General features: G+C 65.7%; 18 protein-coding genes, 1 tRNA gene and 1 pseudogene. 14 read left to right on the top strand and 6 right to left on the bottom strand.

Annotated features, from left to right (window positions below):
• Positions 1-13: 13 nt before the first annotated feature.
• Positions 14-1,150: a hypothetical protein gene (locus D6B98_RS15440; RefSeq protein WP_126257851.1), complete on the bottom strand. Its 1,137-nt coding sequence runs from the start codon at positions 1,148-1,150 to the stop codon at positions 14-16.
• A 308-nt stretch (positions 1,151-1,458) separates the two neighbouring features.
• On the opposite strand from D6B98_RS15440, the gene D6B98_RS15435 reads away from it, so the two are divergent.
• Positions 1,459-1,704, top strand: coding sequence for a zinc-finger domain-containing protein (locus D6B98_RS15435; RefSeq protein ID WP_007602543.1), 246 nt, complete (start codon positions 1,459-1,461; stop codon positions 1,702-1,704).
• 19 nt (positions 1,705-1,723) lie between these two features.
• Entirely contained in the window at positions 1,724-2,926 is a 1,203-nt protein-coding gene (locus D6B98_RS15430) for an FAD-dependent monooxygenase (RefSeq protein WP_126257850.1), read from the top strand.
• Positions 2,927-2,944: 18 nt separating this feature from the next.
• Here D6B98_RS15430 and D6B98_RS15425 read toward each other — a convergent pair whose 3' ends face one another.
• Positions 2,945-3,379: a twin-arginine translocation pathway signal gene (locus D6B98_RS15425; RefSeq protein ID WP_126257849.1), complete on the bottom strand. Its 435-nt coding sequence runs from the start codon at positions 3,377-3,379 to the stop codon at positions 2,945-2,947.
• A 172-nt stretch (positions 3,380-3,551) separates the two neighbouring features.
• Between D6B98_RS15425 and D6B98_RS15420 the strand changes: the two genes are divergently transcribed.
• From D6B98_RS15420 to D6B98_RS15410, 3 genes are all read left to right on the top strand, one after another.
• Positions 3,552-3,640, top strand: a tRNA-Leu gene (locus D6B98_RS15420).
• Positions 3,641-3,916: 276 nt separating this feature from the next.
• Positions 3,917-5,377, top strand: a complete 1,461-nt coding sequence (locus tag D6B98_RS15415; protein WP_245481390.1) for a hypothetical protein — start codon at positions 3,917-3,919, stop codon at positions 5,375-5,377.
• A 207-nt stretch (positions 5,378-5,584) separates the two neighbouring features.
• Complete coding sequence (locus tag D6B98_RS15410) at positions 5,585-6,835, top strand: multidrug effflux MFS transporter (RefSeq protein WP_126257847.1); 1,251 nt, start codon at positions 5,585-5,587, stop codon at positions 6,833-6,835.
• Between the two features lie 279 nt (positions 6,836-7,114).
• Here D6B98_RS15410 and D6B98_RS15405 read toward each other — a convergent pair whose 3' ends face one another.
• Positions 7,115-8,722: an ABC transporter substrate-binding protein gene (locus D6B98_RS15405; RefSeq protein WP_126257846.1), complete on the bottom strand. Its 1,608-nt coding sequence runs from the start codon at positions 8,720-8,722 to the stop codon at positions 7,115-7,117.
• Between the two features lie 269 nt (positions 8,723-8,991).
• Between D6B98_RS15405 and D6B98_RS15400 the strand changes: the two genes are divergently transcribed.
• The 8 genes from D6B98_RS15400 to D6B98_RS15360 all read left to right on the top strand — a co-directional run bounded on the left by D6B98_RS15400 (position 8,992) and on the right by D6B98_RS15360 (position 19,578).
• Positions 8,992-10,122, top strand: a complete 1,131-nt coding sequence (locus tag D6B98_RS15400; RefSeq protein ID WP_126257845.1) for a M20/M25/M40 family metallo-hydrolase — start codon at positions 8,992-8,994, stop codon at positions 10,120-10,122.
• Between the two features lie 242 nt (positions 10,123-10,364).
• Complete coding sequence (locus D6B98_RS15395; RefSeq protein ID WP_164718637.1) at positions 10,365-11,306, top strand: ABC transporter permease; 942 nt, start codon at positions 10,365-10,367, stop codon at positions 11,304-11,306.
• A gap of 21 nt (positions 11,307-11,327) precedes the next feature.
• Positions 11,328-12,215, top strand: a complete 888-nt coding sequence (locus D6B98_RS15390; RefSeq protein ID WP_126257844.1) for an ABC transporter permease — start codon at positions 11,328-11,330, stop codon at positions 12,213-12,215.
• 135 nt (positions 12,216-12,350) lie between these two features.
• Complete coding sequence (locus D6B98_RS15385) at positions 12,351-14,000, top strand: ABC transporter ATP-binding protein (RefSeq protein WP_126257843.1); 1,650 nt, start codon at positions 12,351-12,353, stop codon at positions 13,998-14,000.
• Between the two features lie 283 nt (positions 14,001-14,283).
• Positions 14,284-15,789 (top strand): M81 family metallopeptidase, encoded by a 1,506-nt coding sequence (locus D6B98_RS15380; protein ID WP_126257842.1) that lies wholly within the window; start codon positions 14,284-14,286, stop codon positions 15,787-15,789.
• Between the two features lie 14 nt (positions 15,790-15,803).
• Positions 15,804-16,976, top strand: a complete 1,173-nt coding sequence (locus D6B98_RS15375; protein WP_126257841.1) for a M20 aminoacylase family protein — start codon at positions 15,804-15,806, stop codon at positions 16,974-16,976.
• Positions 16,969-18,390: an amidase gene (locus D6B98_RS15370; protein WP_126257840.1), complete on the top strand. Its 1,422-nt coding sequence runs from the start codon at positions 16,969-16,971 to the stop codon at positions 18,388-18,390. The genes D6B98_RS15375 and D6B98_RS15370 overlap by 8 nt, the downstream gene beginning before the upstream one ends.
• Positions 18,391-18,687: 297 nt before the next feature.
• Complete coding sequence (locus D6B98_RS15360) at positions 18,688-19,578, top strand: crotonase/enoyl-CoA hydratase family protein (RefSeq protein WP_126257838.1); 891 nt, start codon at positions 18,688-18,690, stop codon at positions 19,576-19,578.
• A 122-nt stretch (positions 19,579-19,700) separates the two neighbouring features.
• Here the strand turns inward: D6B98_RS15360 and D6B98_RS15355 are convergent, their stop codons facing one another.
• From D6B98_RS15355 to D6B98_RS15345, 3 genes and pseudogenes are all read right to left on the bottom strand, one after another.
• Positions 19,701-20,678, bottom strand: coding sequence for an NADPH:quinone oxidoreductase family protein (locus tag D6B98_RS15355; RefSeq protein ID WP_126257837.1), 978 nt, complete (start codon positions 20,676-20,678; stop codon positions 19,701-19,703).
• Positions 20,678-21,266 (bottom strand): annotated as a pseudogene (locus D6B98_RS15350) (2-hydroxychromene-2-carboxylate isomerase). Before D6B98_RS15350 ends, D6B98_RS15355 begins: the two are co-directional and overlap by 1 nt.
• Before the next feature lie 128 nt (positions 21,267-21,394).
• Positions 21,395-22,096: a glutathione S-transferase N-terminal domain-containing protein gene (locus D6B98_RS15345; protein ID WP_126257836.1), complete on the bottom strand. Its 702-nt coding sequence runs from the start codon at positions 22,094-22,096 to the stop codon at positions 21,395-21,397.
• Between the two features lie 133 nt (positions 22,097-22,229).
• Here D6B98_RS15345 and D6B98_RS15340 point away from each other — a divergent pair, with 133 nt between their 5' ends.
• Positions 22,230-23,252: a methionine synthase gene (locus D6B98_RS15340; RefSeq protein ID WP_126257835.1), complete on the top strand. Its 1,023-nt coding sequence runs from the start codon at positions 22,230-22,232 to the stop codon at positions 23,250-23,252.
• The last annotated feature ends 20 nt before the right edge of the window (positions 23,253-23,272 follow it).

The following is a 23,272-nucleotide window of genomic DNA, read 5'->3' as shown; positions in this document are numbered from 1 at the left end:
GGAATGGTTGATCTTAGGCCGTGGCGGCGGCGTTCGCCAGAGCGGCTTCGGCCGCGATCTGCGCCCGGCGCAGCCTGCGCGCCCTCTTGCGATCGCACCAGGCCTGGGTCAGGCGCTCGGTGGTCGCCTTGATGGAGGAAAGAAGACCGAACAGCGTCAGCATCGCGCCGAACAGCCACATCGCCAGATCGAAGGCGCCGCCGATCAGCAGCAGCGCGCCGCGGCCGAACAGCTTCATGATCGCACGCGTCTTGCTGCCTTGCGCTTCCGCAAGCCGCGCCGCACGCGCGACATCCTTCGGACCTTCGGCGATGCGCAGCGTATCCATCGCCCCGCGCGTGCCGGTCTTCCCGGCGACGCGCGTGACATCCTTGCCGAGCCGCACCAGCGCGCCGGCCTTCTCGGCCCGGAACGCGGCCTTGATCGCGCTCACCGTCTCGCCCGGACGGAACACCGATCCCTTGGCGACCGCATTCCGGAGCATCGGCGTATCGACGACCTCGCGCGCGGAGCGGCCGGCCCATGCGGCGAGCCCCTCGCCGAGCCGCCCGACCTTGCGCGCATCCTTCACCAGCGTCAGTCCGGCGCGCACCGGCGCCGCGCCACCGGCGGACACGTAGGTTGCCGCCGTCACCGCAAGGCCGGCGGCCGCAAGCCCGAGCACGAGGCGATCGGTGTCCTCGCCCATCGCGAGGTGCTTGCCCTCCCGGACGATGTCCCTGATGTCGCCGAACACGAAGAGATCGCCGGCCACCGTTCCCGACAGGCTTGCGACGTCGTCGGCATTGCCGGTGACGAGGCCGGTGGCAAATCGCTTGGCAAATTGCGAAGTGGAATTCTCGGCCTTGACCGCATCGCCGACGCGGCTCAGGAGGTCGTCCGGCAGCGCGATGTTGCGATCGCGCGCCAGCGCGACGAAACTGTCGGCGAGATCGGCATCGCCCGCGGCGAGCGCGGCCTCGATGTTGTCCTGAACCACCCGGTCGTTCTGCCGCAGCAGCGCATCGAGCTTCAGCTCGGACAGCACGGCCGGATCGTCCTGGGCGGCGAGGATGGCGCCGGCCTCGCGGGCATGCGGCGCGATCTGCACGAGCATGAAGCCGCACGCCGCGATACCGGTCAACGCTGTGCTGATTCGCAGCCACTTCATGTGGAAAAGCCTGGCGGTCCTGAGGGTCGTTTGCGCCTGATGAGTCGTCTTTCGCCGCAATTGCGCTCGTCCACAGACATAGTATGCCAAAATTGCGACACAACGTCCCCGACGAAAGAAGGGCTTCTCTCAGGCCTCAAGATTGTGTCGAATTTGCATGAGCAAATGAGCATGGGGCGATTGCGGAGCTTTCGGTTCCGCCGGACTAGCAATCATCTGCACCCGCCAGTATGGTCCGCGGCGCCTTAAAGATGCCGCGTCAGTTCTTGATTGTGTCTGCCGCCATTGCCACTCCAGGATGAGTTACGATGTCCGACCATGTCGTCCCGCACTTCCACAACGATGCCGGTGTCCCCGTCATCGAGATCGGCTCGCAAGAGTTCATGTGCGTGGGCGCCAACCCTCCGTTCGACCATCCGCATGTGTTCCTCGACCTCGGCAACGACAACGAGATCATCTGCCCCTATTGCTCGACGCTGTACCGCTTCGCCGCCGACCTGAAGGCGGGCGAAGCCCGCCCGCCGGAATGCGTCCTGAAGGACAAGGTGGCCTGACCGTCTCCGTCGGCCTGGGGTGGCGCTCTCCCGAACGATTGTCATCGCCGGTGCCGGCATCGGAGGACTGACGGCCGCGCTGGCGCTGGCGGCGCGCGGGTTCCGCATCGTCGTGCTGGAAAAGGCCGAGCGCCTCGAGGAAGTCGGCGCCGGCCTGCAGCTCTCCCCCAATGCCAGCCGCGTGCTGGTCGAGCTCGGCCTCACTGAGCGCCTCAAGCTACGCGCCGTCGTCCCGGAAGCGGTATCCATCATGAGCGCACGGGCCGGCGGCGAGCTGCTGCGCATGCCGCTCGGCGAAGCCGCCTCGCTGCGGGCCGGCGCCCCCTATTGGGTGGTGCACCGCGCCGACCTGCAATCGGCGCTGGCCGCCGCCGTTGCCGATCATCCCGATATCGACCTGAAGCTGGGCGCGACCTTCGAGGACGTCGCGCCGCATGCCAAGGGACTGACGGTGGTCCATCGCAGCGGCACGATCCGCCGCAGCGATCTCGCCAGCGCCCTGATCGGCGCCGACGGCATCTGGTCGACGGTGCGCCAGCATCTGTTTCCCGAGGTGCAGCCGCGCTTCTCCGGGCTGATCGCCTGGCGCGGCACGCTCGATGCTACGCAACTGCCGAAGGACTACACCGCGCCCCGAGTGCAGCTCTGGATGGGACCGAATGCCCATCTGGTCGCCTATCCGATCGCCGGCGGACGCCAGATCAACGTGGTCGCGGTGCTGCCGGGGACCTGGAACAGGCCCGGCTGGAGCACGCCCGGCGATTTTCGCGAGGTGATGGAGGCTTTCGCCGCCCCGCACTGGCCGCCGTCGGCGCGGATGCTGCTCGCCCCGGTCGACAGCTGGCGGAAATGGGCGCTGTTCGGCGTGCCCGACGGCTGTCCCTGGAGCAAAGGGCCGGTGGCACTGCTCGGCGATGCCGTGCATGCGATGCTGCCCTTTGCAGCCCAGGGCGCCGGCATGGCGATCGAGGATGCTGCGGTGCTCGCCCGTCATCTGAGCTTTGAAGCCGCCGAGAGCACCGCGGGCATCACTGCTGCTCTGAAGCAATACGGCCGTGCGCGCGAAGCGCGGGTGCGGCGGGTGCAGCGGACCGCGCGGCAGCAGGGCCGCATCTATCATTTCAGCGGGGCGCTGGCGATCGCGCGCGATCTTGCGATCCGCACGCTCGGCCCCGACCGCATGCTGGCGCGGCAGGACTGGATCTATGGCTGGCGGCCGTGATGCGACACGCTCGCGGTCTCAGCGTGCCGTTCTGCCGGATTTCGGAGCAGGCTTGACGGCTGCGGCCGGCGCAGCTGCCGGCTGGGCGGGCGGTGCCGCTGCCTCCATGTCGCTCTCGCGGCATCTGTTCCTGCGCCAGGTCTCTTCGAGCAGCTTCTGCTGGCCTCGCGCGGCGACGTAATCGTTGCGATAGGCGAGCTCTGCGACGACGACGCCCCCCGCCCCGGTCTCGGCCTTCGCCATCAGCCGCTCGAGCTCATCGATGCGGTTGACGAGATTCTTGCGTTCGGGTGCAAGCTGCTTGCAATCCCAGAGATCATAGCGGGCCGGATCCACGAAGGCCGGGCTGATGGTGTCGCTGACGCTCGCGCAGCCGCCGAGCGCCGCGCCGAGCACCCCCAGCGCAAGCAGTCCGCGCCCGGAGCGACAGCGGGAGAGAAACGAAACAGGCATGTCGGATGAATAGTCCCCGTGGATGAGAATGCCTAAAGCAATAACACATGTCCGGATTGAGGCTTTGCCTTGTGCCGCCGGCTCGCTTAGAGAAGAACCGTCCCCCGGTGACGCAAAGCGCCAATTCCAGACCGCCGGTGAAGGACTTAAGTGTTTGATCTCGTTGGATCAAGCGGGCATGGCGGAATTGGTAGACGCAAGGGACTTAAAATCCCTCGGTGCGCAAGCGCTGTGCCGGTTCGACCCCGGCTGCCCGCACCACGAGATCTGACGCTCGCCCAGCCGCCGCCAGCAAGCCCGCAGCCCATGATGCGCGCCGGGCACGCAACCGTTCATTTACCAAGCCGCCCTTCCGCGTGCGGAACGCGGGCGGCGCGACCGGCCTTTACTCCACTTTAGATCGTCTTCGCCTAAAGCGAGCGATGTCTGCCCCATCGATGCAGACCCAGGGACACGCAGGGCCTGGAGCGGCTGGCTTCGATGGTGAGAGCTCCGATGGACGCGCGTGAAGATTGGTCCCGGTCCAGGATTGGCGGAATGCAAGCGGCGCCCGCACCTCACCTGCACGGGGTCGAGGTCTACGTCTTCCTGATCGCCTTCCTCGCCGTATTCTACCTGTCGAACGGACCGCTTCTGCTCGGCCATTACGATCTGGGTTGGCACCTCGCCGCCGGAGACTTGATCAGGCAGCGGGGCGAAGTGCCCTTGCAGGATCCGTGGGCGTTCACCGTCGGCGACAAGCGATGGTACAATCTGTCCTGGCTCTGGGACGTGATGGCCAGCGCGCTGTACCAGCAGGCCGGCCTTGCCGGGATCGTCCTCATGGTCGTCGCCTGCGGCGCGATCATCGCCGGCTATCTCGCCTTCTGCGGTCTCGGCAGCGGCGCTTCGGCCCCGGCGGTCTGCATTGCGGTGTTCGCCGCGTGCCTGCTCTATCCCTGCTACGAAGCCTCGCCCAACATGTATCTGGCGGCATCGCCGAACATCGCGACCATGTTGTTCGCGGTCGTCTTTTACGGGGAATGCCTGCTGCGGCGGCGATGGTTCCTGTTGCCGCCGATGATGATCGTCTGGGTCAACCTGCATGGCGGCTTCATGCTCGCCTTTCCGATTCTCGGCGTCTTCGCTGGCGTCGCCTTGCTGCGGCGGGACTGGACAGGCTTTCGCAACTTCTGCCTGGCGGGCGTCGGGTGCTTCATCGCGATCTTCGTCAACCCGCTGGGATGGCACGTCTATGACGGCGTGACGGCGACGCTGGGTCATTTCGTCCAGGCCGATATCAGCGAATGGCGGTCCTATTTCCACAACGTGGAGCTGCCGGGGAGCCTTCCCGGCATCGCCTATGCGCTGACATTCGTGGCCCTGGAGCTGCGCTACCGAAACTCCACGCGCGTTCCGCTCGAGGCGCGCGTGCTGGCGTGGCTCTTCCTGGTTCTGGGTCTGTATCAGTTCAGATACACCGCGTTCTTCTTCATCTTTGCGAGCGTCCCGATGGCGCTTCACATCGACCGGCTGCTGCCGAAGCTCCGGAGCTTCGAGGTCCGGCGCGCGATGCTGGCCGCAGGCGTCGTCGGTGTCTTGTTGCTGCCTATCACGTTCATACAGGTGAGACCGGCGCTGGCATTGCCCGACATGCTCTCGGAGGAGGATGCCCGCTATCTTGCGGCGCACAGCTCGCGCGGGCACCTGCTGAACCACTGGAACGTCGGCGGGCTCCTGATCTTCAGAACCCAGGGATCGGTGCCGCTCTTCGTCGACGGCCGGGCGGCGACCGCCTACCCCGACGCGTTGCTGCGGGACTATCTCGCGCTGGTCCGGTGGGACATCGACGCGGCGACCTGGGACAAGGTGATCGGCAAGTACAAGATCGATGCGGTGCTCTGGATCAGAGCACATGACCAGCTGCGGCACTTCCTGGTCGGCGAGAGGGGCTGGAAAGAGGAATATACCGGCGCGTATGTCAGCCTCTACACACGGCAAGAGGCCGCTTCCAGGTAAGATCAGGCCTGCCGGGGCTCGCGCAAATCGCGAGCTGGCCGAACCGTCGATGAACACGCCCGCGACCGATGCCAGGGTCGGCCCGAAGGGCTGACCGCTCACCAATTCTTGTCCGCACCTGCTCCGCCTGCCAGCCATCCCGAAACATGGGTTGTGCAACGCAGCATCGGCGGCCGATAAGGCCCTTGAAATCGAGAGGTGAGCTTCTTGTCTGACGTCAATGCCGACGATTGGGTGTCCGCGGGACACCGCCCCATGCGCTTTCCGGAATTCGTCATCGTGATCGCGTCCATCATGGCGCTGAATCCGCTCGCGATGGACATGATGCTGCCGGCGCTGCCCAATATCGGGGCCGCCTTTCAGATCCCCGTCGCCAACCATCTCCAATTGGTGCTGTCGATCTTCCTGATCGGATTCGGCGCCGGCCAGTTCGTCATGGGGCCGCTGTCGGACCGCTTCGGCCGCCGGCCGGTGCTGCTCGGCGGCATGGCCGTCTATGCGATGGCGAGCGTGCTGGCGGTCGCAGCGCCCTCGTTCGAGACGCTGCTGCTCGCCCGCGCGCTGCAGGGACTGGGCACCTCGGCAACGCGCGTGATCGCGACCTCGATCGTGCGCGACTGCTATGTCGGCCGCCGCATGGCGAGCGTGATGTCACTCGCCATGATGGTGTTCATCGCGGTGCCCGTGATCGCTCCCTCGTTCGGACAGGCGGTGCTGCTGGTGACGGCGTGGCGCGGCATCTTCGTGGTGCTGATGCTGTACGGCCTGCTCGCGCTCGCTTGGTGCGTGCTGCGACTGCCTGAAACCCTGCCGGAGTCCGAGCGAAGGTCGCTGGCGCCTGCCGACGTGCTCTCGGCGTTCCGGCAGACCGTGACCAACCGCCAGACCATCGGCTATGCCACGGCGGCCGGCAGCGTCATCGGCGCGCTGTTCGCTTATGTCTTCTGCGCCCAGCAGGTCTTCACCGACATCTATCACCTCGGCCAATACTTCCCGCTCGCCTTCGCTGCGATCGCAGCCGGCACCGCGATTGCCGGCTTCCTCAACGCAAGGCTGGTCGGGCGGCTCGGCATGCGCGTGATCTCGCACGGGGCACTGACGCTCTACACGGTCGTATCCGTCGTGATGCTGCTGACCGAGAGCCTCGGCATGCTGCCGCTGAGCCTGTTCATGGTGCTCTCGGCCCTGATGATGTTCTCGTTCGGCATGATGGTCGCGAACTTCACCGCGCTCGCCATGGAGCCGCAGGGCCACATCGCCGGCACCGCCTCCTCGCTCTACGGCTCGATCACGACGCTGATCGGCATCGTGGTCGGCATGGCGATCGGGCAGAGCTTCGACGGCACGCTGCTGCCGTTCTCGGTCGGCTTCTTCCTGTCGACGCTTGCCGCGCTCGCGATCGTGCTGGTGGTCGAGAAGGGACGGCTGTTCAGGCCGCATCATCGCCCCATCGCCTGAGGAACTTCCCGGACCTCTCGATGTTGTACTGCAGCAATCGAAGGGATCGGTGAGATGGAACAAGAGAGCAGAGCGGATCAGCCCGCGTGGGAAACCGAGCGGCCCGCCCCGGCGGAAAGATCCGAGGAGCGGCCGGACCGAAGCCTGCCATTCGCAAGTGAGGGCCTTGAGCAGGTGCGCGACAGCCACTGCTGATTGAGACCGATATCGTCACATAGAAAAAGGCGCCGCGGTTCCACCCGCGGCGCCGTTCGCTTTTTGGGGCGCAGGCGCGGTCGCCTACTCCGATTTGTCGACGCTCCAGAACACCGGCGTCGCGGGACCGTCGAGCACGCCGTTCAGCGACTTGCGCCAGCCGCTCGCGATGAGATACTGCCCCAGCGGAATGTAGATCACCTGCTCATAGGCTTGCTTCTGGATGTCGGCCGCGATCTTTTTCTGCTCGTCGAGCGAGGACGCGCGGACGAAAGCGTCCTTGAGCTGCTCGATCTTGGCGTCCTCCGCCCAGCCGAACCAACCTTTCTTGCCCAGGCCGCTAATCGAGAGATTGGCGATCGGGTTGGACACGTCGGCCGCGACCCAGTTGGTGAAGAACATGTTCCAGCCGCCTTCCTTCGGCGGCTTCTGGCTGGCGCGGCGGCTCACCACGGTCTGCCAGTCGGTCGCCTGCAGATCGACCTTGAAGCCGGCCTCGCGCAGCAGCTGGGCCGCGACGATCGGCTGCGCCTTCAGCGTCGTGACGTCGCCGGGGGCCATGATCACGATCGGCGTGCCGTCATAGCCGGACTCGGCGAGCGCCTTCTTGGCCTCCGCCATGCCGTTGCCCTTCACCAGGGTTTCGGAGCCGACATCGGTCGCGAGCGGCGTGTCGCACACGAAGAACGCGCCGCAAATCTTCTGATACTTCGCATTGCCGACCAGCGCGTCGAGCACGTCCTTCTGGTTGATCGCCAGCAAGGCAGCCCGCCGCACCTTCACGTTGTCGAACGGCGGATGCAGGAAGTTCATCCGGCCGAGCGTCTGAAAGCCGAACTTGTTCAGGACCTCGATCTTGAGCTCCTTGTTCGCTTCCAGCACCGGCAACATGTCGAAGGGCAGGTTCTCCATGAAGTCGATGTCGCCCGACTGCAGGGCATTCACCGCGGTCTGCGCGTCCGGCATGGTGATCCATTCGACGCGGTCGACCTTCGCCACCTTGCCGCCGGAGGTCCAGCTCGCCGGCTCCTTGCGCGGCACGTAGTCGGTGTTCTTGACGTAGACCGCCTTCACGCCCGGCTGGAATTCCGAGGCCACGAACTTGAAGGGACCCGAACCGATCTGCTCGGGAATCTGCTTGTCCGCCGGCGTCTCGGCGAGACGCTTCGGCATCATAAAGGCGACGCGCGAAGAGGGTTTTCCGATGGAGTCCAGCACGAGGCCGTAGGGCTCCTTCAGCTTCAGCGTGATGGTCTTGGCGTCGGTCGCCTCGATGCTCGCGGTGAAGTCCATGAGCTTCTGGCCCATGCCGTCGACCGCGGCCCAGCGCTTGAGCGAGGCGACGCAGTCTTCCGCCGTCACCGGCGCACCGTCATGCCACTTCAGGCCGTCGCGCAGCGTGAAGGTGTAGGTGAGCTTGTCGTCGGAGACCTTCCAGTCCGCCATCTGCGGCTGGACCTTGAAGCTCGAATCGGTGGCCACCAGCGTGTCGTAGACCATGTAGCCGTGGTCGCGCGTGATGTAAGCCGTGGTGAAGATCGGATCGATGATGCGCAGATCCGAATGCATCACCGCCGTGAGCGTCTTGCCGGCGGCAAGCACTGGCGAGGCCAGGCCGACCGAAAGCGCGACGACCGATAGCGCGAGTTTGGAGGCGAACGCGCGAGGCCCCCGGCGCATGAAGTTGAACATGGAAAGTTTCTCCTGACGTGAAACTGTTCAAAGGCAGATTATTGATTGAGCATCCGGTTCGTTCCTTGGGCGAACTAACCCCATGCAATGCCTTTATCTTTTCGAGACTTGCAGACCGTGCCGAGCGCGTCAATCCGGTTTCGTCGCAAGCCCTTGCCGCGTGCGCACGGGCTCCACAATGATCGGTTTAGCACTACAACACTCTCCGCTCGTCCTGCCGCGCCGATGCAATGCGCGTTCCACCTTTCGAAGCTTTGAGAGACATTGAGATGAATCCAGCCAATCTTCCCTTCGATTCCGAGGCAATGCTCGAAGGCCTGCGCACCTGGGTGGAATGCGAGAGCCCGACCTGGGATGCCGACGCCGTCAACAGGATGCTCGATATCGCAGCGCGGGATATGGCCATCATGGGTGCGACGATCGAGCGCATCGCAGGCCGGCAAGGCTTTGGCGGCGTGATCCGCGCGCGCTTTCCGCATCCGAAACAGGGCGAGCCCGGCATCCTGATCGCCGGACACATGGATACCGTCCACCCGGTCGGCACCATCGAGAAGCTGAAATGGCGGCGCGAGGGCAACAAGTGCTACGGCCCCGGCATCTACGACATGAAGGGCGGCAACTACCTTTCGCTGGAAGCGATCCGGCAGCTGGCGCGCGCATCGTTCACCACGCCGCTACCGATCACCGTGCTGTTCACGCCGGATGAGGAAGTCGGCACGCCCTCGACACGCGACATCATCGAGGCGGAAGCCGCGCGCAACAAATATGTGCTGGTGCCCGAACCCGGCCGTGCCGACAACGGCGTCACCACCGGACGTTACGCCATCGCACGCTTCAATCTCGAGGCGACGGGCCGGCCGAGTCACGCCGGCGCGACGCTGTCGGCGGGGCGCTCGGCGATCCGCGAGATGGCGCGGCAGATCCTCGCGATCGACGCAATGACGACGGAGGACTGCACCTTCTCGGTCGGCGTCGTGCATGGCGGGCAATGGGTCAATTGCGTTGCCACCACCGCCACCGGCGAAGCGCTCTCCATGGCCAAGCGGCAGGCCGATCTCGACCGCGGCGTCGAGCGGATGCTGGCGTTGTCAGGCACGACCAACGACGTCAGCTTCAAAGTGACGCGCGGCGTGACGCGCCCGGTGTGGGAGCCGGACCCGGGCACGATGGCGCTGTATGAGAAAGCGCGCGGCATCGCCAAATCTCTCGGCGCGGAATTGCCGCATGCAAGCTCCGGCGGCGGCTCCGACGGCAACTTCACCGGTGCGATGGGGATCCCGACGCTCGACGGCCTTGGTGTGCGCGGCGGCAACGGCCACACGCTGGAGGAGTATATCGAGGTCGAGAGCCTTGTTGAGCGCGGTCGTTTGATGGCCGGATTGCTGGCGACGCTGGAGTGACGGTGCTTACCGTCATTCCGGGGCGGCGCGAAGCGTCGAACCCGGAATCTCGAGATTCCGGGGTCGCGCCTGCGACGCGGCCCGGAATGACAAAGCTCGAAGGGCCTACACCTCCCCAAAACAACTGACCGCACTGCAAAAACTGTGGCCCAGATGGCACGGGAATTGCTGAAATGTTAGGCTGGTGGCAGAACAGATCCTCGTTCGCTGCCCCGATTTGACTCTAATCTGACGGATCCAACTTGCTCGGATATCTCCTTCGCCGAATCCTCGCCGCCGTGCCCGTGATGGGCGTCGTCGCGCTGTTCGTCTTCCTCCTGCTCCGCCTCACCCCCGGCGACCCCGCCGCGATCCTCGCCGGCGACAATGCGACGCCCGAGCGGCTGGAGCGCATCCGCACCTCGCTCGGCCTCAACGAGCCGCTGATCGTGCAGTTCATCACCTGGGTCAACAAGCTGCTGCACGGCGATCTCGGGACCTCGCTGATCTCCAATCTGCCTGTGATGAAGATGATCGGCCAGCGCGTCGAGCCCTCGATCTCGATCGCGCTGTGCACCATCATCCTCGCCGTGATCGTCGCGGTTCCCCTGGGCGTGATCGCGGCGTGGAAGCATGGCACCTGGATCGACCGTTTCGTGATGGGGCTGTCGGTGCTCGGCTTCTCGGTGCCGGTGTTCGTGGTCGGCTACATCCTGATCCAGATCTTCGCAATCGAGCTGCGCTGGGTGCCGGTGCAGGGCTTCCGCAGCATCTTCAACGGCTTCGGGCCGTTCTTCGAGCGCATGATCCTGCCGACCTGCGCGCTGTCCTTCATCTACATCGCGCTGATCGCGCGCATGACGCGCGCGGCGATGCTCGACGTGCTCGGCGAGGATTACGTGCGAACGGCGCGTGCGAAAGGCATCAACGAGGTCGCCGTGATGATGCGCCATGCGCTGCGCAACGCCGCCGTGCCCGTGATCACCGTGATCGGCACCGGCTTTGCGCTGCTGATCTCCGGCGTCGTCGTCACCGAGAGCGTGTTCAACATTCCCGGCATCGGCCGCCTCACCGTCGATGCGGTGCTGGCGCGCGATTATCCGGTGATCCAGGCGATGATCCTGCTGACCTCGCTGATCTATGTCGTCGTCAATCTCCTGATCGACGTCGCCTACACCCTGCTCGATCCCCGGATCCGGTACTGAGGCAAGGATTGAAGAACAAACATGTCGGTAGAAACCCTTCCCCAGTCGTCCATTCCGATCACCTCGCCGCTGCGGCCGCGCTTCGGCTTCCTGACCTCGACGCCGATCATCGCCATGGCGACGGTCCTGCTGGCGCTGATCGTGCTGGTCTCGATCCTCGCGCCGCTGATCGCGCCGCATGACCCGATCCAGCTCTCGCCGTCGCAACGGCTGAAGCCGTCGTCCGCGCAATTCCTGCTCGGCACCGACGCCTATGGCCGCGATGTGGCCTCACGCGTCCTCTATGGCGGCCGCATCTCGCTGCTGATCGGCATCGGTTCGGCGATCCTGTCGATCGTGATCGGCCTCGCGATCGGCCTCGTCTCCGGCTTCTTCAAGCTGGTCGATGCCGTGCTGATGCGTGTCATGGACGGCCTGATGGCGATGCCGAGCATCCTGCTCGCGATCGCCGTGGTGTCGCTGTCCGGTGCCAGCCTCTGGACCGTGCTGATCGCGATTACCATCCCCGAGATTCCGCGCGTCGCGCGTCTGGTGCGCTCCGTCGTGCTGTCGGCGCGAGAGGAACCTTACGTCGAGGCGGCGATCTCGGTCGGCTCGTCCCTGCCGAAGATCATGTGGCGGCACCTGATGCCGAACACGGTCGCGCCGCTGATCGTTCAGGGCACCTATATCTGCGCCAGCGCCATCCTCACCGAGGCGATCCTCTCCTTCCTCGGCGCCGGCATCTCGCCGGAAACGCCGACCTGGGGCAACATCATGGCCGAGGGCCGCCAGTACTTCCAGATCAAGCCGTCGCTGATCTTCTGGCCGGGCCTCCTGCTCTCGATCGCCATCCTGAGCATCAATCTGATCGGCGACGCCGCCCGCGACGCCCTCGATCCGCGCATGAAGCAGCGGGAGGGGAAGTGAGACAAGCAGCACGGTCATTCCGGGGCGCGCGCCTTGGCGCGAACCCGGAATCCATTTCACCACGCGAATTGCGGCCCAATGGATTCCGGGCTCGCGACTTCGTCGCGCCCCGGAATGACGGCGGAGAGAATTGACGTGACCAACATCATCCTCGACATCAACAACCTCGTCGTCTCCGTCGGCAAGAAGCCGGGCGGACCGAAAATCATCGATGACATCTCGATCCAGGTGCGCGAGCGCGAGACGCTGTGTCTCGTCGGCGAAAGCGGCTCGGGCAAGTCGGTGACCTCGCTCACCACGATGGGCCTGCTGCCGAAGGGCACGCTGGTGCCCACCGCCGGCAGCATCAGGCTGGTCGGCGAGGAACTGCTCGCCGCCACCGACCGCCGCCTGCGACAGCTTCGCGCCACGCAGATGGCGATGATCTTCCAGGAGCCGATGACCGCACTCAATCCGGTGGTACCGGTCGGCCGTCAGATCGACGAGGTGCTGCGCGCGCACACCAGCCTCGACGCCAAGGCGCGCAAGAAGCGCATTCTCGACATGATGGAGCAGGTCCACCTGCCCCAGGTCGAGCGCATCTTCGCCTCCTACCCGCACCGGCTCTCCGGCGGCCAGCGCCAGCGCATCATGATCGCGATGGCGCTGGTGCTGGAGCCGAAGCTGCTGATCGCCGACGAGCCGACCACCGCGCTCGACGTCACCACGCAGAAGCAGATCCTGACCCTGATCCGCGAGCTGCAGCGCGATCACGGCACCGCGGTGCTGTTCATCACCCATGACATGGGCGTGGTCGCCGAAATCGCCGACCGCGTCGCGGTGATGCGGCAGGGCCGGCTGGTCGAGACCGGCCCGCTCGACACCGTGCTGCGCAATCCCACCATGGAATACACGCGCAATTTGCTCTCCGCGGTGCCGAGCCTGGTGCCGCGCGCGGCGCGACCCGAGACCAAGGAGCCGGTCGTGCTGGAAGCCAACGAGCTCAGCAAGGTCTACAAGGAGCGCGCCTTCTTCGGCAAAGGCCGCGAGGTCGTTGCCGCCGACAAGGTGACGCTGACCCTGCGCAAGGGCCGCACGCTCGGCATCGTCGGCGAAAGCGGCTCGGGCAAGTCGACGGTGGCGCGCTGCATCGTGCGCCTGATCGACCCGACCTCCGGCGGCGTCCGCCTCGCCGGCCGCGAGATCGCCGACATCTCGCGGCGCCTGCTGCAGCCGCACCGGCAGAAGATCCAGATCGTGTTCCAGGACCCCTACCGCTCGCTCAACCCGCGCATCACCGTGGGCGAGAGCATCGCGGAGGGCCCGGTCAATTACGGCGTGGCGCATGCCGACGCGATGAAGCGGGCACGCGAATTGCTCGAGCTGGTCGGCCTGCCCGCCGATGCGGTGTCGCGCTATCCGCACCAGTTCTCCGGCGGCCAGCGCCAGCGCATCGCCATTGCCCGCGCGCTCGCGCTCGATCCCGACGTGCTGGTCGCCGACGAAGCGGTCTCCGCGCTCGACGTCTCGGTGCAGGCGCAGGTGCTGGAGCTGCTCGACGAGATCCAGACTCGGCTCGGCATCGCCATCCTGTTCATCACCCACGATTTGCGCGTCGCCGCGCAAATCTGCGACGAGGTCGTGGTGATGCAGCACGGCCGCGTCGTCGAGCAGGGTCCCGCCGCCCAGGTGCTGACGCATCCGAAGCAGGCCTACACCAAGGCGCTGCTCGACGCCGCACCGGGGCGAGGCTGGGATTTTGCGAACTTCCGGCCCGTGGCGGAAGGTGTGGGGGCCACACTGTAACTCTATCCGCTGTCATTCCGGGGCATCGCGAAGCGATGAGCCCGGAATCCATCGGACAGCAAACTCTGTAGCGCCATGGATTCCGGGCTCGCGCCCGAGTGGGCGCGCCCCGGAATGACGGTGGATAGAGTCCGCGCGCCCCGGAATGACAGCGGAGTGTGGAGCGCATCCGCAGCATTCCCAAAACAGCTTGAGGCCATGCACGGCGCGAGTGCTTCCCGCCTTGCTCTCTCCTTCGCGCCAAGGCTAACGTCGCGCACTTTCCAACGCTGGACTTGAATTGATGACACGTATCGCCGTCGGCGGCTTCCTGCACGAGACCAACACTTTCGCTCCCACCAAGGCGACCTTCGCCGACTTCCAGCATGGCGGCGGCTGGCCGGCGATGACTGAGGGGGCCGACGTGCTGAAGGTGATGCGGCGCATCAATGTCGGCCTCGCCGGTTTCGTCGACAGCGCCGAGGCCAACGGCTGGGAACTCATCCCGACGATTGCTGCCGCTGCGAGCCCCTCCGCGCACGTCACCGAGGACGCCTTCGAGCGCATCGTCAAGGTGATGGTCGACGGCATCGCGGCCGCGGGCCCGATCGACGCGGTCTATCTCGACCTGCACGGCGCGATGGTGACCGAGCACCTCGACGACGGCGAAGGCGAGATCCTGGCGCGCGTGCGCCGCGTCATCGGCAAGGACGTTCCGCTGGTCGCCAGCCTCGACCTCCACGCCAACGTCACCCCCGAGATGATCGAGCATGCCGACGCGCTGATCGCCTACCGCACCTATCCCCATGTCGACATGGCCGAGACCGGCCGCGGCTCTGCGCGACATCTCGCGCTGCTGCTGAAGACGAAGCAGCGCTTCGCAAAGGCGTTCCGGCAATTGCCGTTCCTGATTCCGATCAGCTGGCAATGCACCAACGACCAGCCCACCAAAGGCATCTACGAAAAGCTCGCCGCCCTGGAGAGCGATGCGGTTCCGACGCTCTCTTTCGCGCCAGGCTTTCCCGCCGCCGACTTCCGCGATTGCGGGCCGAGCGTGTTCGCCTATGGCACGACGCAAGCGGACGCCGATCGCGCCGCGGATGCGATCGTGAGGCTGGTCGAAAGCCACGAGGACGATTTCGACGGCAAGATCTGGACGCCCGATGACGGCGTGCGCCACGCCATGGAACTTGCAAAGAGCGCGAGCAAGCCGATCATCATCGCCGACACCCAGGACAATCCCGGCGCCGGCGGCGATTCCGATACGACAGGCATGCTGCGCGCGCTGGTGCGCAACAGGGCGAGCGCGGCGACCGGGGCAATCTACGATCCGGAATCGGCCAAGGCCGCGCATGCGGCCGGCGTCGGCGCCACCGTGACACTGTCGCTCGGCGGCAAGTCCGGCATTCCCGGCGACGAGCCCTACACCGAGACCTTCGTGGTCGAAAAGCTCTCCGACGGCCGCTTCATCGCACCGGGTCCCTATTACGGCGGCCGCGAGATGGAGATGGGCCCGTCCGCAGCCTTGCGCATCGGCGACGTCCGCGTCGTGGTGAGCTCGTACAAGGCCCAGCTCGCCGACCAGGCGATGTACCGCTATGTCGGCATCGAGCCGACGCAAGAGAAGATTCTCGTCAACAAGAGCTCGGTGCACTTCCGCGCCGATTTCGAGCCGATCGCGGAGCAGCTGATGATCTGCGCCGCGCCCGGTGCGATGCCGGCCGACACCGCCTCCCTGCCCTGGACGCGCCTGCGTCCGGGCATCCGCATCAAGCCGAACGGCCCCGCTTTCACTCCTCCCTCACGCTGACCGGACAAAGACACATGCCCACGATCGACCGCATCGACGGCTATGCCGACGAACTCACTGCCATCAGGCGCGACCTCCACGCCCATCCCGAGATCGGCTTCGAGGAAGTGCGCACCTCCGGCATCGTCGCCGACAAGCTCAAGAGCTGGGGCATCGAGGTGCACCGCGGCCTCGGCGGCACCGGCGTGATCGGCGTCATCAAGGGCAAGGGCTCGGGCAGCAAGCGCATTGGCCTGCGCGCCGACATGGACGCGCTGCCGATGGAAGAGAACACCAATCTGAAATGGAGCTCGAAAATCCCCGGCCGCTTCCACGGCTGCGGCCATGACGGCCACACCACCATGCTGCTCGGCACCGCGCGTTACCTCGCCGAGACCAGGAATTTCGACGGCACCGTGCACCTGATCTTCCAGCCGGCCGAAGAAGGCCTCGGCGGCGCCCGCGCCATGATCAAGGACGGCCTGTTCGAGAAGTTTCCCTGCGACGAGCTCTACGGCCTGCACAACGCGCCCGACCTCAACCATGGCGAGATCGCGATCCTGCCGGGCCCGGCGATGGCCAGCGCCGACTTCTTCGACCTGCGCATCACCGGCTACGGCGCGCATGGCGCGATGCCCGAGCGCTCCAAGGACGCCGTGATCATCGCGACCACGCTGGCGCAGGCGATCCAGACCATCGTCAGCCGCAACGTCGAGCCGCTGCAGGCCGCTGTGGTGTCGATCACCCAGATCCACGCAGGCTCCGCCTACAACGTCATTCCCGGCGACGCGCATCTTTGCGGCACCATCCGCACCTTCTCGAAGGAGGTCCGCGCCCTGGTCAGCGAACGCATCCGCACGATCTGCGCCGGCATCGCCAGCGCCTACCAGTGCGTGATCGACGTCGACATCCGCGACACCTTTGGCGTGCTGGTCAACCAGGTCGAGCAGTCCAAGGTGGTGGAGGAAGTCGCGCGCACCATCGTCGACCCCGCCAACGTGATCACGCGCGCCCAGCCCAAGATGGGCAGCGAGGATTTCGCCGACATGCTGGAGACCATTCCCGGCGCCTATTTCTGGGTCGGCCATGACGGCTCGGTGCCGGTGCACAATCCCGGCTTCGTGCTCGACGACAAGATCCTGCCGATCGGCGCCAGCATGTTCGCCCGCATCATCGAGACGCGGATGCCGGTGGGTGCCAATGCATAAGAAGCGTGCGGAAGAGGCGGTCACCTCGCTGCACGACCTGTCCGCGGTCGATCTGATCGCGGGCTATCGCGCCAAGCAATTCTCGCCGAGCGAGGTGCTGGAGGACGTGCTCGCGCACGTCGCGGCGTGGGAACCGCATCTGAAGGCGCTCTATGCATTCGATCCCGACGGCGCGCGCGAGGCCGCCAAGGCCTCGACCGCGCGCTGGACCGGCGGCGAGCCGTCCGGTGCGCTCGACGGCGTGCCCGTCACGGTGAAGGACAATATCGCGACCAAGGGCGTGCCGGTGCCGCTGGGCGCGGCCAGCGTCAAGCTGGTGCCGGCGGAGAAGGACGCCCCGCCGGCGGCGCGGCTGCGCGAGGCCGGCGCGATCATCTTCGCCAAGACCACCATGCCCGATTACGGCATGCTGTCCTCCGGGCTCTCCAGCTTCCATGCGCTGGCGCGCAACCCGTGGGACCTCGCCAAGAATCCCGGCGGCTCCAGCGCGGGCGCAGGGGCTGCAGCGGCGGCCGGCTATGGTCCCTTGCACCTCGGCACCGATATCGGCGGCTCGGTGCGCCTGCCCGCGGGCTGGTGCGGCCTCGTCGGCCTGAAGCCGAGCTTTGGCCGCGTGCCGATCGATCCCACCTATGTCGGCCGCGTCGCCGGACCCATGACCCGCACGGTCGACGATTGCGCGCTGATGATGAGCGTGATCGCAAAGCCCGACCGGCGCGACGGCATGAGCCTGCCGGCCGAGCCGCTCAACTGGAAGGGCCTGGAGAAATCTCCGCGAAAGCTGCGGATCGGCCTGATGCTCGATCCCGGCTGCGGCCTGGCGCTGGAGAAGCCGGTGCGCGAGGTCGCGGTGAAGGCGGCGAAAGCGTTCGAATCCGCAGGCTGTGTCGTCACCGAGGTCGACGGCATCCTGACGCGCGAGATGCTCGACGGCCTCGACAATTTCTGGCGCGCTAGGATGTGGGACGATCTGTCGAAGCTGACGCCGGCCGACCAGGCCAAGGTGCTGCCCTATATCTTCAAGTGGGGCGAGTCCGGCGCCAAGCTCTCGGGCGTCGACGTGATCCGCGGCTTCAACCAGACCATGACGATCCGGGCCGCCGCAGCAAAACTGTTCTGCGAGCTCGACTATGTGATCTCGCCGACCGCGCCGAACGTGAATTATCCGGCGGAATGGGCCTCGCCGACCAACGATCCCATGAAGCCGTTCGAGCACATCGCCTATACCGTGCCGTGGAATATGTCGGAGAACCCTGCGATCTCCCTCAACGGCGGCTTCGACGCCAAGGGTTTTCCCATCGGCGTGCAGATCGTCGGCCGCCGCTTCGACGACCTCGGCGTACTCGGCGTGGCCAAGGTGTTCGAGGGCCTGCGCGGCGCGCAGCGGCCCTGGCCGAAGCCACCGGCGCATTAGCTGCCGTCGTCATTCCGGCTTGCGCCCTCTTGGCGCAAGCCGGGAATGAGCCAGGACAGGCATCATGCGGAGCCTCTTTCTTACCCTCCCCTGGAGGGGGAGGGTCGGCTCGCATTGAGCGGAGCGAAATGTGAGACGGGGTGGGGTGGCGGTCTCTCCACGTCCGACAGTTCCCGACAGGAGAGATCACCCCATCCCGCTCGCGCTACGCGCGATCGACCCTCCCCCTCCAGGGGAGGGTAAAGAAAACTCGAGCCCTGCCATCTGCGCAGCGAAGAACAAAGGAAGGAAACCGCCATGGCGTATGAGACGATCAAATACGAGATCGCCGAGCAGATCCTCACCATCACGCTGAACCGGCCCGACAAGCTCAACGCCTTCAACGCGCAGATGCAGTCCGAGCTGATCGACGCGTTCGATGCCGCCGACAAGGACGACAATGTCCGCGCCATCATCGTCACCGGCGCCGGCCGCGGCTTCTGCGCGGGCGCCGATCTCTCCTCCGGCGCCGAAACGTTCGACCGCGACGCGCGGCGCGGTCCGGTGAAGCGCCTCGCCGACGGCAAGGTCGATTACAGCGATCCGCAGGTGCGCGACGGCGGCGGCCAGGTGACCTTGCGCATCTTCAAGTGCCTGAAGCCGGTGATCGCGGCGGTGAACGGTCCTGCGGTCGGCATCGGCGTCACCATGCAGCTCGCGATGGACATCCGCATTGCCTCCGACGCGGCGCGGTTCGGCTTCGTGTTCTCCCAGCGCGGCATCGTGCCGGAGGCCGCCTCGAGCTGGTTCCTGCCGCGCATCGTCGGCATCTCGCAGGCGCTGGAATGGTGCTATTCCGGCCGCGTCTTCCCGGCGCAGGAAGCCCTCGCCGGCCGTCTCGTCAGCAAGGTCGTCTCCCCCGACGATCTCTTGCCGACCGCCCGCGCGCTCGCCAAGGAATTTGCGGCGAAGACCGCGCCGGTCTCGGTGGCGCTGATCCGGCAGATGATGTGGCGCATGATGGGCGCAGACGACCCCATGGAGGCCCACAAGGTCGACAGCCGCGGCATCTATGCCCGCGGCCGCTCCGACGATGTCAAGGAAGGCGTGGTGTCGTTCCTGGAAAAGCGTCCCGCACAGTTCAAGAACAAGGTCTCGACCGACATGCCGGATTACTTCCCGTGGTGGACGGAACGGGAGTACAAGTGACGGACTCGTAGGGTGGGCAAAGGCGCGGTTGCGCCGTGCCCACCATCTCTTTTCGACCAAACGAGACGGTGGGCACGCTTCGCTTTGCCCACCCTACGACATCATCATGACGGCAGAGCCGATCACTCCATCATCAGCGCCACACGCCCGATCGCCTTGCGCTCGATCAGAAGCCGCATCGCCTTCGCGTAATCCTCCAGCGGCAGGCGATGCGAGACGTTGGGGCGCAGCCTGCCCTCCTCCGCCCATTGCAGCAGCGCCTTCAGGCGCGCTTCGCCAAGCGCAGGATTTTTCCGCACCGCTTCGCCGGCACGCACGCCAATGACGCTGGCGCCCTTGATCAGCAGGAGATTGGTTCTCGCCGAACCGATGCCGCCGGTGAAGCCGATCACCAGAAGCCGCGCGCCCCAGGCGATGCAGCGCATCGAATCTTCAAAGACCTGGCCGCCGACCGGATCGAACACGACGTCCACGCCGCGACCGTCGGTGATGCGCTTGACGGCATCGCGAAACGGCTCGCGGTCGTAGCGGATGAGATGATCGGCGCCGCGCGATTTCGCGATGGCGAGCTTCTCGTCGCTGGATGCGGTCGCGATCACGATCGCGCCCAGCATCTTGCCGATCTCGACGGCGGCCAATCCCGTGCCGCCGCCGGCGCCGTGCACCAGCAGCACCTCGCCCGGCTCGACCCGGCCGCGGTCGATCAGCGCGTGATAGGCCGTGCCGTGGCCCGCGAGATAAGTCGCGGCCTCGGCGTAGTCGAACGTCGATGGCATCGGCGTGAGTTGGGCTGGCGTCACCGCCACTTCATCAGCGAAGGCCCCATGGCGCATCTTGACGATGACCTTGTCGCCGACCGAAACGCCCCTTGCCTCCGATCCTACCTCGGTGACATCGCCGGCAGCTTCCATCCCGGGCGTGAACGGCAGCTCAGGCTTGAGCTGATAGTCGCCGGCCGCCATCAGCACGTCAGGGAAATTCAGTCCGGCGGCGCGGATCGCGACGCGCACCTCCCCCGGCTTCAGGGCGCGCGACGGAAACTCCTCCAGCCGCAACGTCTCGGGCGCACCGAGCGCGCGGCATACGACAGCGCGTACCATCAGGCCGCGCTCGCCTTGCTGCGCAGCAATGCCTCGCGGATCAACGGCAGGCGATCGTTGCCGAAGTACATGTCGGTCTTGTTCACGAAGATCGTCGGCGAGCCGAAGCCGCCGCGGGCGACGACCTCCTCGGTATTGGCCTTGAGCTGATCCTTGATCCCCTGCTCCGAAATGCCGGCAAGGAATTTCTGCTCGTCGATCCCGATTTTCCTGCAGATCTCGGCGAGCACCGCATCCTGCGAAATATCCTTGTCCTCGCCCCAATAGGCCTCGAACACGGTCTTTGCCGCGCCAGATGCAGCCGCGCATCGCCTTGACGCTGTTCACGGGGAACACCGTCGGCGGCATCTTGATCGCAAGCCCCGCCGAGCGCGCCCAGTCCTGAAGATCCTTCTTCATGTAGCGCGCCTTCAGCGGCACCGGCTTTTCGCGCTGAGCGTAGACGCTCGGGTTGACCGTGTTGAAGATGCCGCCGATCAGGATCGGCCTCCAGACGATCTCCGCGCCCATCTCCTTGGCGAGCGGCTGGATGTTGTGGAAGGCGAGATAGGTCCAGGGACTGGAACAGTCGAAGAAGAATTCGATCATGTCGTTTCCTTGTTTGTTTGTCATTCCGGGATGCGCCGCAGGCGCAGGCCCGGAATCCATTTGGCCACCGTCGCTGCGGCCCGATGGATTCCGGGCTCGGCGCAACGCGCCGCCCCGGAATGACAGGTCTACTTCCTTCCCAACACTTCCTTAGCCCGTTGCCCGAACATGATCTTGCGTGATTCCTCGTCGAACGGCTCTTTGACGAATTTGCCGATCGCCAGCCCCGCCTGCACCTGCGGCCTGGCGCGGACCTCGGCGTACCAGCGTTTGACGTTCGGATAATCGTCCAGCGTAAAGCCCTGCGCCTTGTGGGTCATGGTCCAGGGGAAGCAGGCGATGTCGGCGATGGAATAATCGCCGGCGACGTAGGCGCCGGTCTTCTCGAGCTGCCGGTCAAGCACGCCGTAGAGCCGGGCCGCCTCGTCGCGGTAGCGCTCGATCGCGTAAGGAATCTTCTCGGCCGCATAGAGTGCGAAATGGCCATGCTGACCGAGCATGGGGCCAAGGCCGGCCATCTGCCACATCACCCACTGGATCGTGATCGAGCGGCCGCGCAGATCGGCAGGCAGGAAGCGGCCGGTCTTTTCCGCGAGATAGATCAGGATTGCGCCGGTCTCGAAGGCCGAGAACGGCTCGCCCCCGTCGGCGGGTGCGTGGTCGACAATCGCGGGGATGCGGTTGTTCGGGGAGATCGCCAGGAACTCGGGAGCGAACTGCTCGCCGGCGCGGATGTCGACGGGCTTCACGGTGTAGGGAAGCCCGAGCTCCTCCAGCATGATCGAGATCTTCCAGCCGTTCGGTGTCGGCGCGTAATAGAGGTCGATCATGACCTGTCCCTTGGCATTTCCTTCGGGCCTTCCCTGTCGATGCCGCCAGCCAAATGACGACTTTTGTTGTTCTGTACCTCGACGTTAGGACATGGCAGGAAGGGGCGCAACTCAACCTGCCGGGAGGGCCGCCATGCTGTTTCCAACCACGATCGCCGGCTCCTTGCCGAAGCCGGAATGGCTCGCCGAGCCCAACATGCTCTGGGCGCCCTGGAAGTCGCAAGGCGACGAGCTTCTCCGCGCCAAGCGCGACGCGACTCTGATCTGGCTGAAGATCCAGGAGGACGCCGGCATCGACATCGTCACCGAGGGCGAGCAGGCCCGTCAGCATTTCGTCCACGGCTTCCTCGAGAAGATCGAAGGCATCGATTTCGCCCACAAGGTCGAGATGGGCATCCGGAAAGACCGCTACAAGGCGATGGTGCCGCAGGTCATCGCGCCGCTCCGCCTGAAGGATCGCGTCCATGCCTTCGAGGCGCGGGTGGCGCGTATGCACACCGGGAAGAAGCTGAAGTTCACGCTGCCCGGCCCGATGACCATCATCGACACCATCGCCGATCGCTACTACGGCGATCGCGTCAAGATGGCGTTTGCCTTCGCCGAGCTGCTCAACGAGGAAGCCAAGGCCTTGCAGGCCGACGGCGTCGATCTCGTGCAGTTCGACGAGCCCGCCTTCAACGTCTACATGGACGAGGTCAACGATTGGGGCATCAAGGCGCTGGAGCGCGCCGCGCAAGGCCTCACCTGCGCAACCGCCGTTCACATCTGCTACGGCTACGGCATCAAGGCCAACACCGACTGGAAGGAAACACTCGGCAGCCAATGGCGGCAGTACGAGCAGATCTTCCCGGCAATCGACGCGAGCCCGATCCAGCAGGTTGCGATCGAGTGCCGCAATTCGAAGGTGCCGCTCGACCTGCTGGCGCTGCTCAAGACCAAGATCGTGCAGGCCGGCGTGATCGACGTCGCCAGCGACACGGTGGAGACCGCCGAGGACGTCGTGAAGGTGATCGACGCGGTGTCGAAATTCGTGCCCAAGAGCAACATCATCGCCACCACCAATTGCGGCATGGCGCCGATGCGGCGGGAGATCGCCGAGGCCAAGCTGATGGCGCTCGGCGCCGGCGCCGCGCTGGCGCGCGAGAAGCTGGGGTGACGGCGGCGATGCGCAAGTCC

This window comes from Bradyrhizobium sp. LVM 105 (assembly GCF_003957705.1).
Taxonomy (GTDB): domain Bacteria; phylum Pseudomonadota; class Alphaproteobacteria; order Rhizobiales; family Xanthobacteraceae; genus Bradyrhizobium; species Bradyrhizobium frederickii.
Note: the sequence above shows the minus strand (reverse complement) of the source record. Positions and strands in the feature narration are given on the sequence as shown.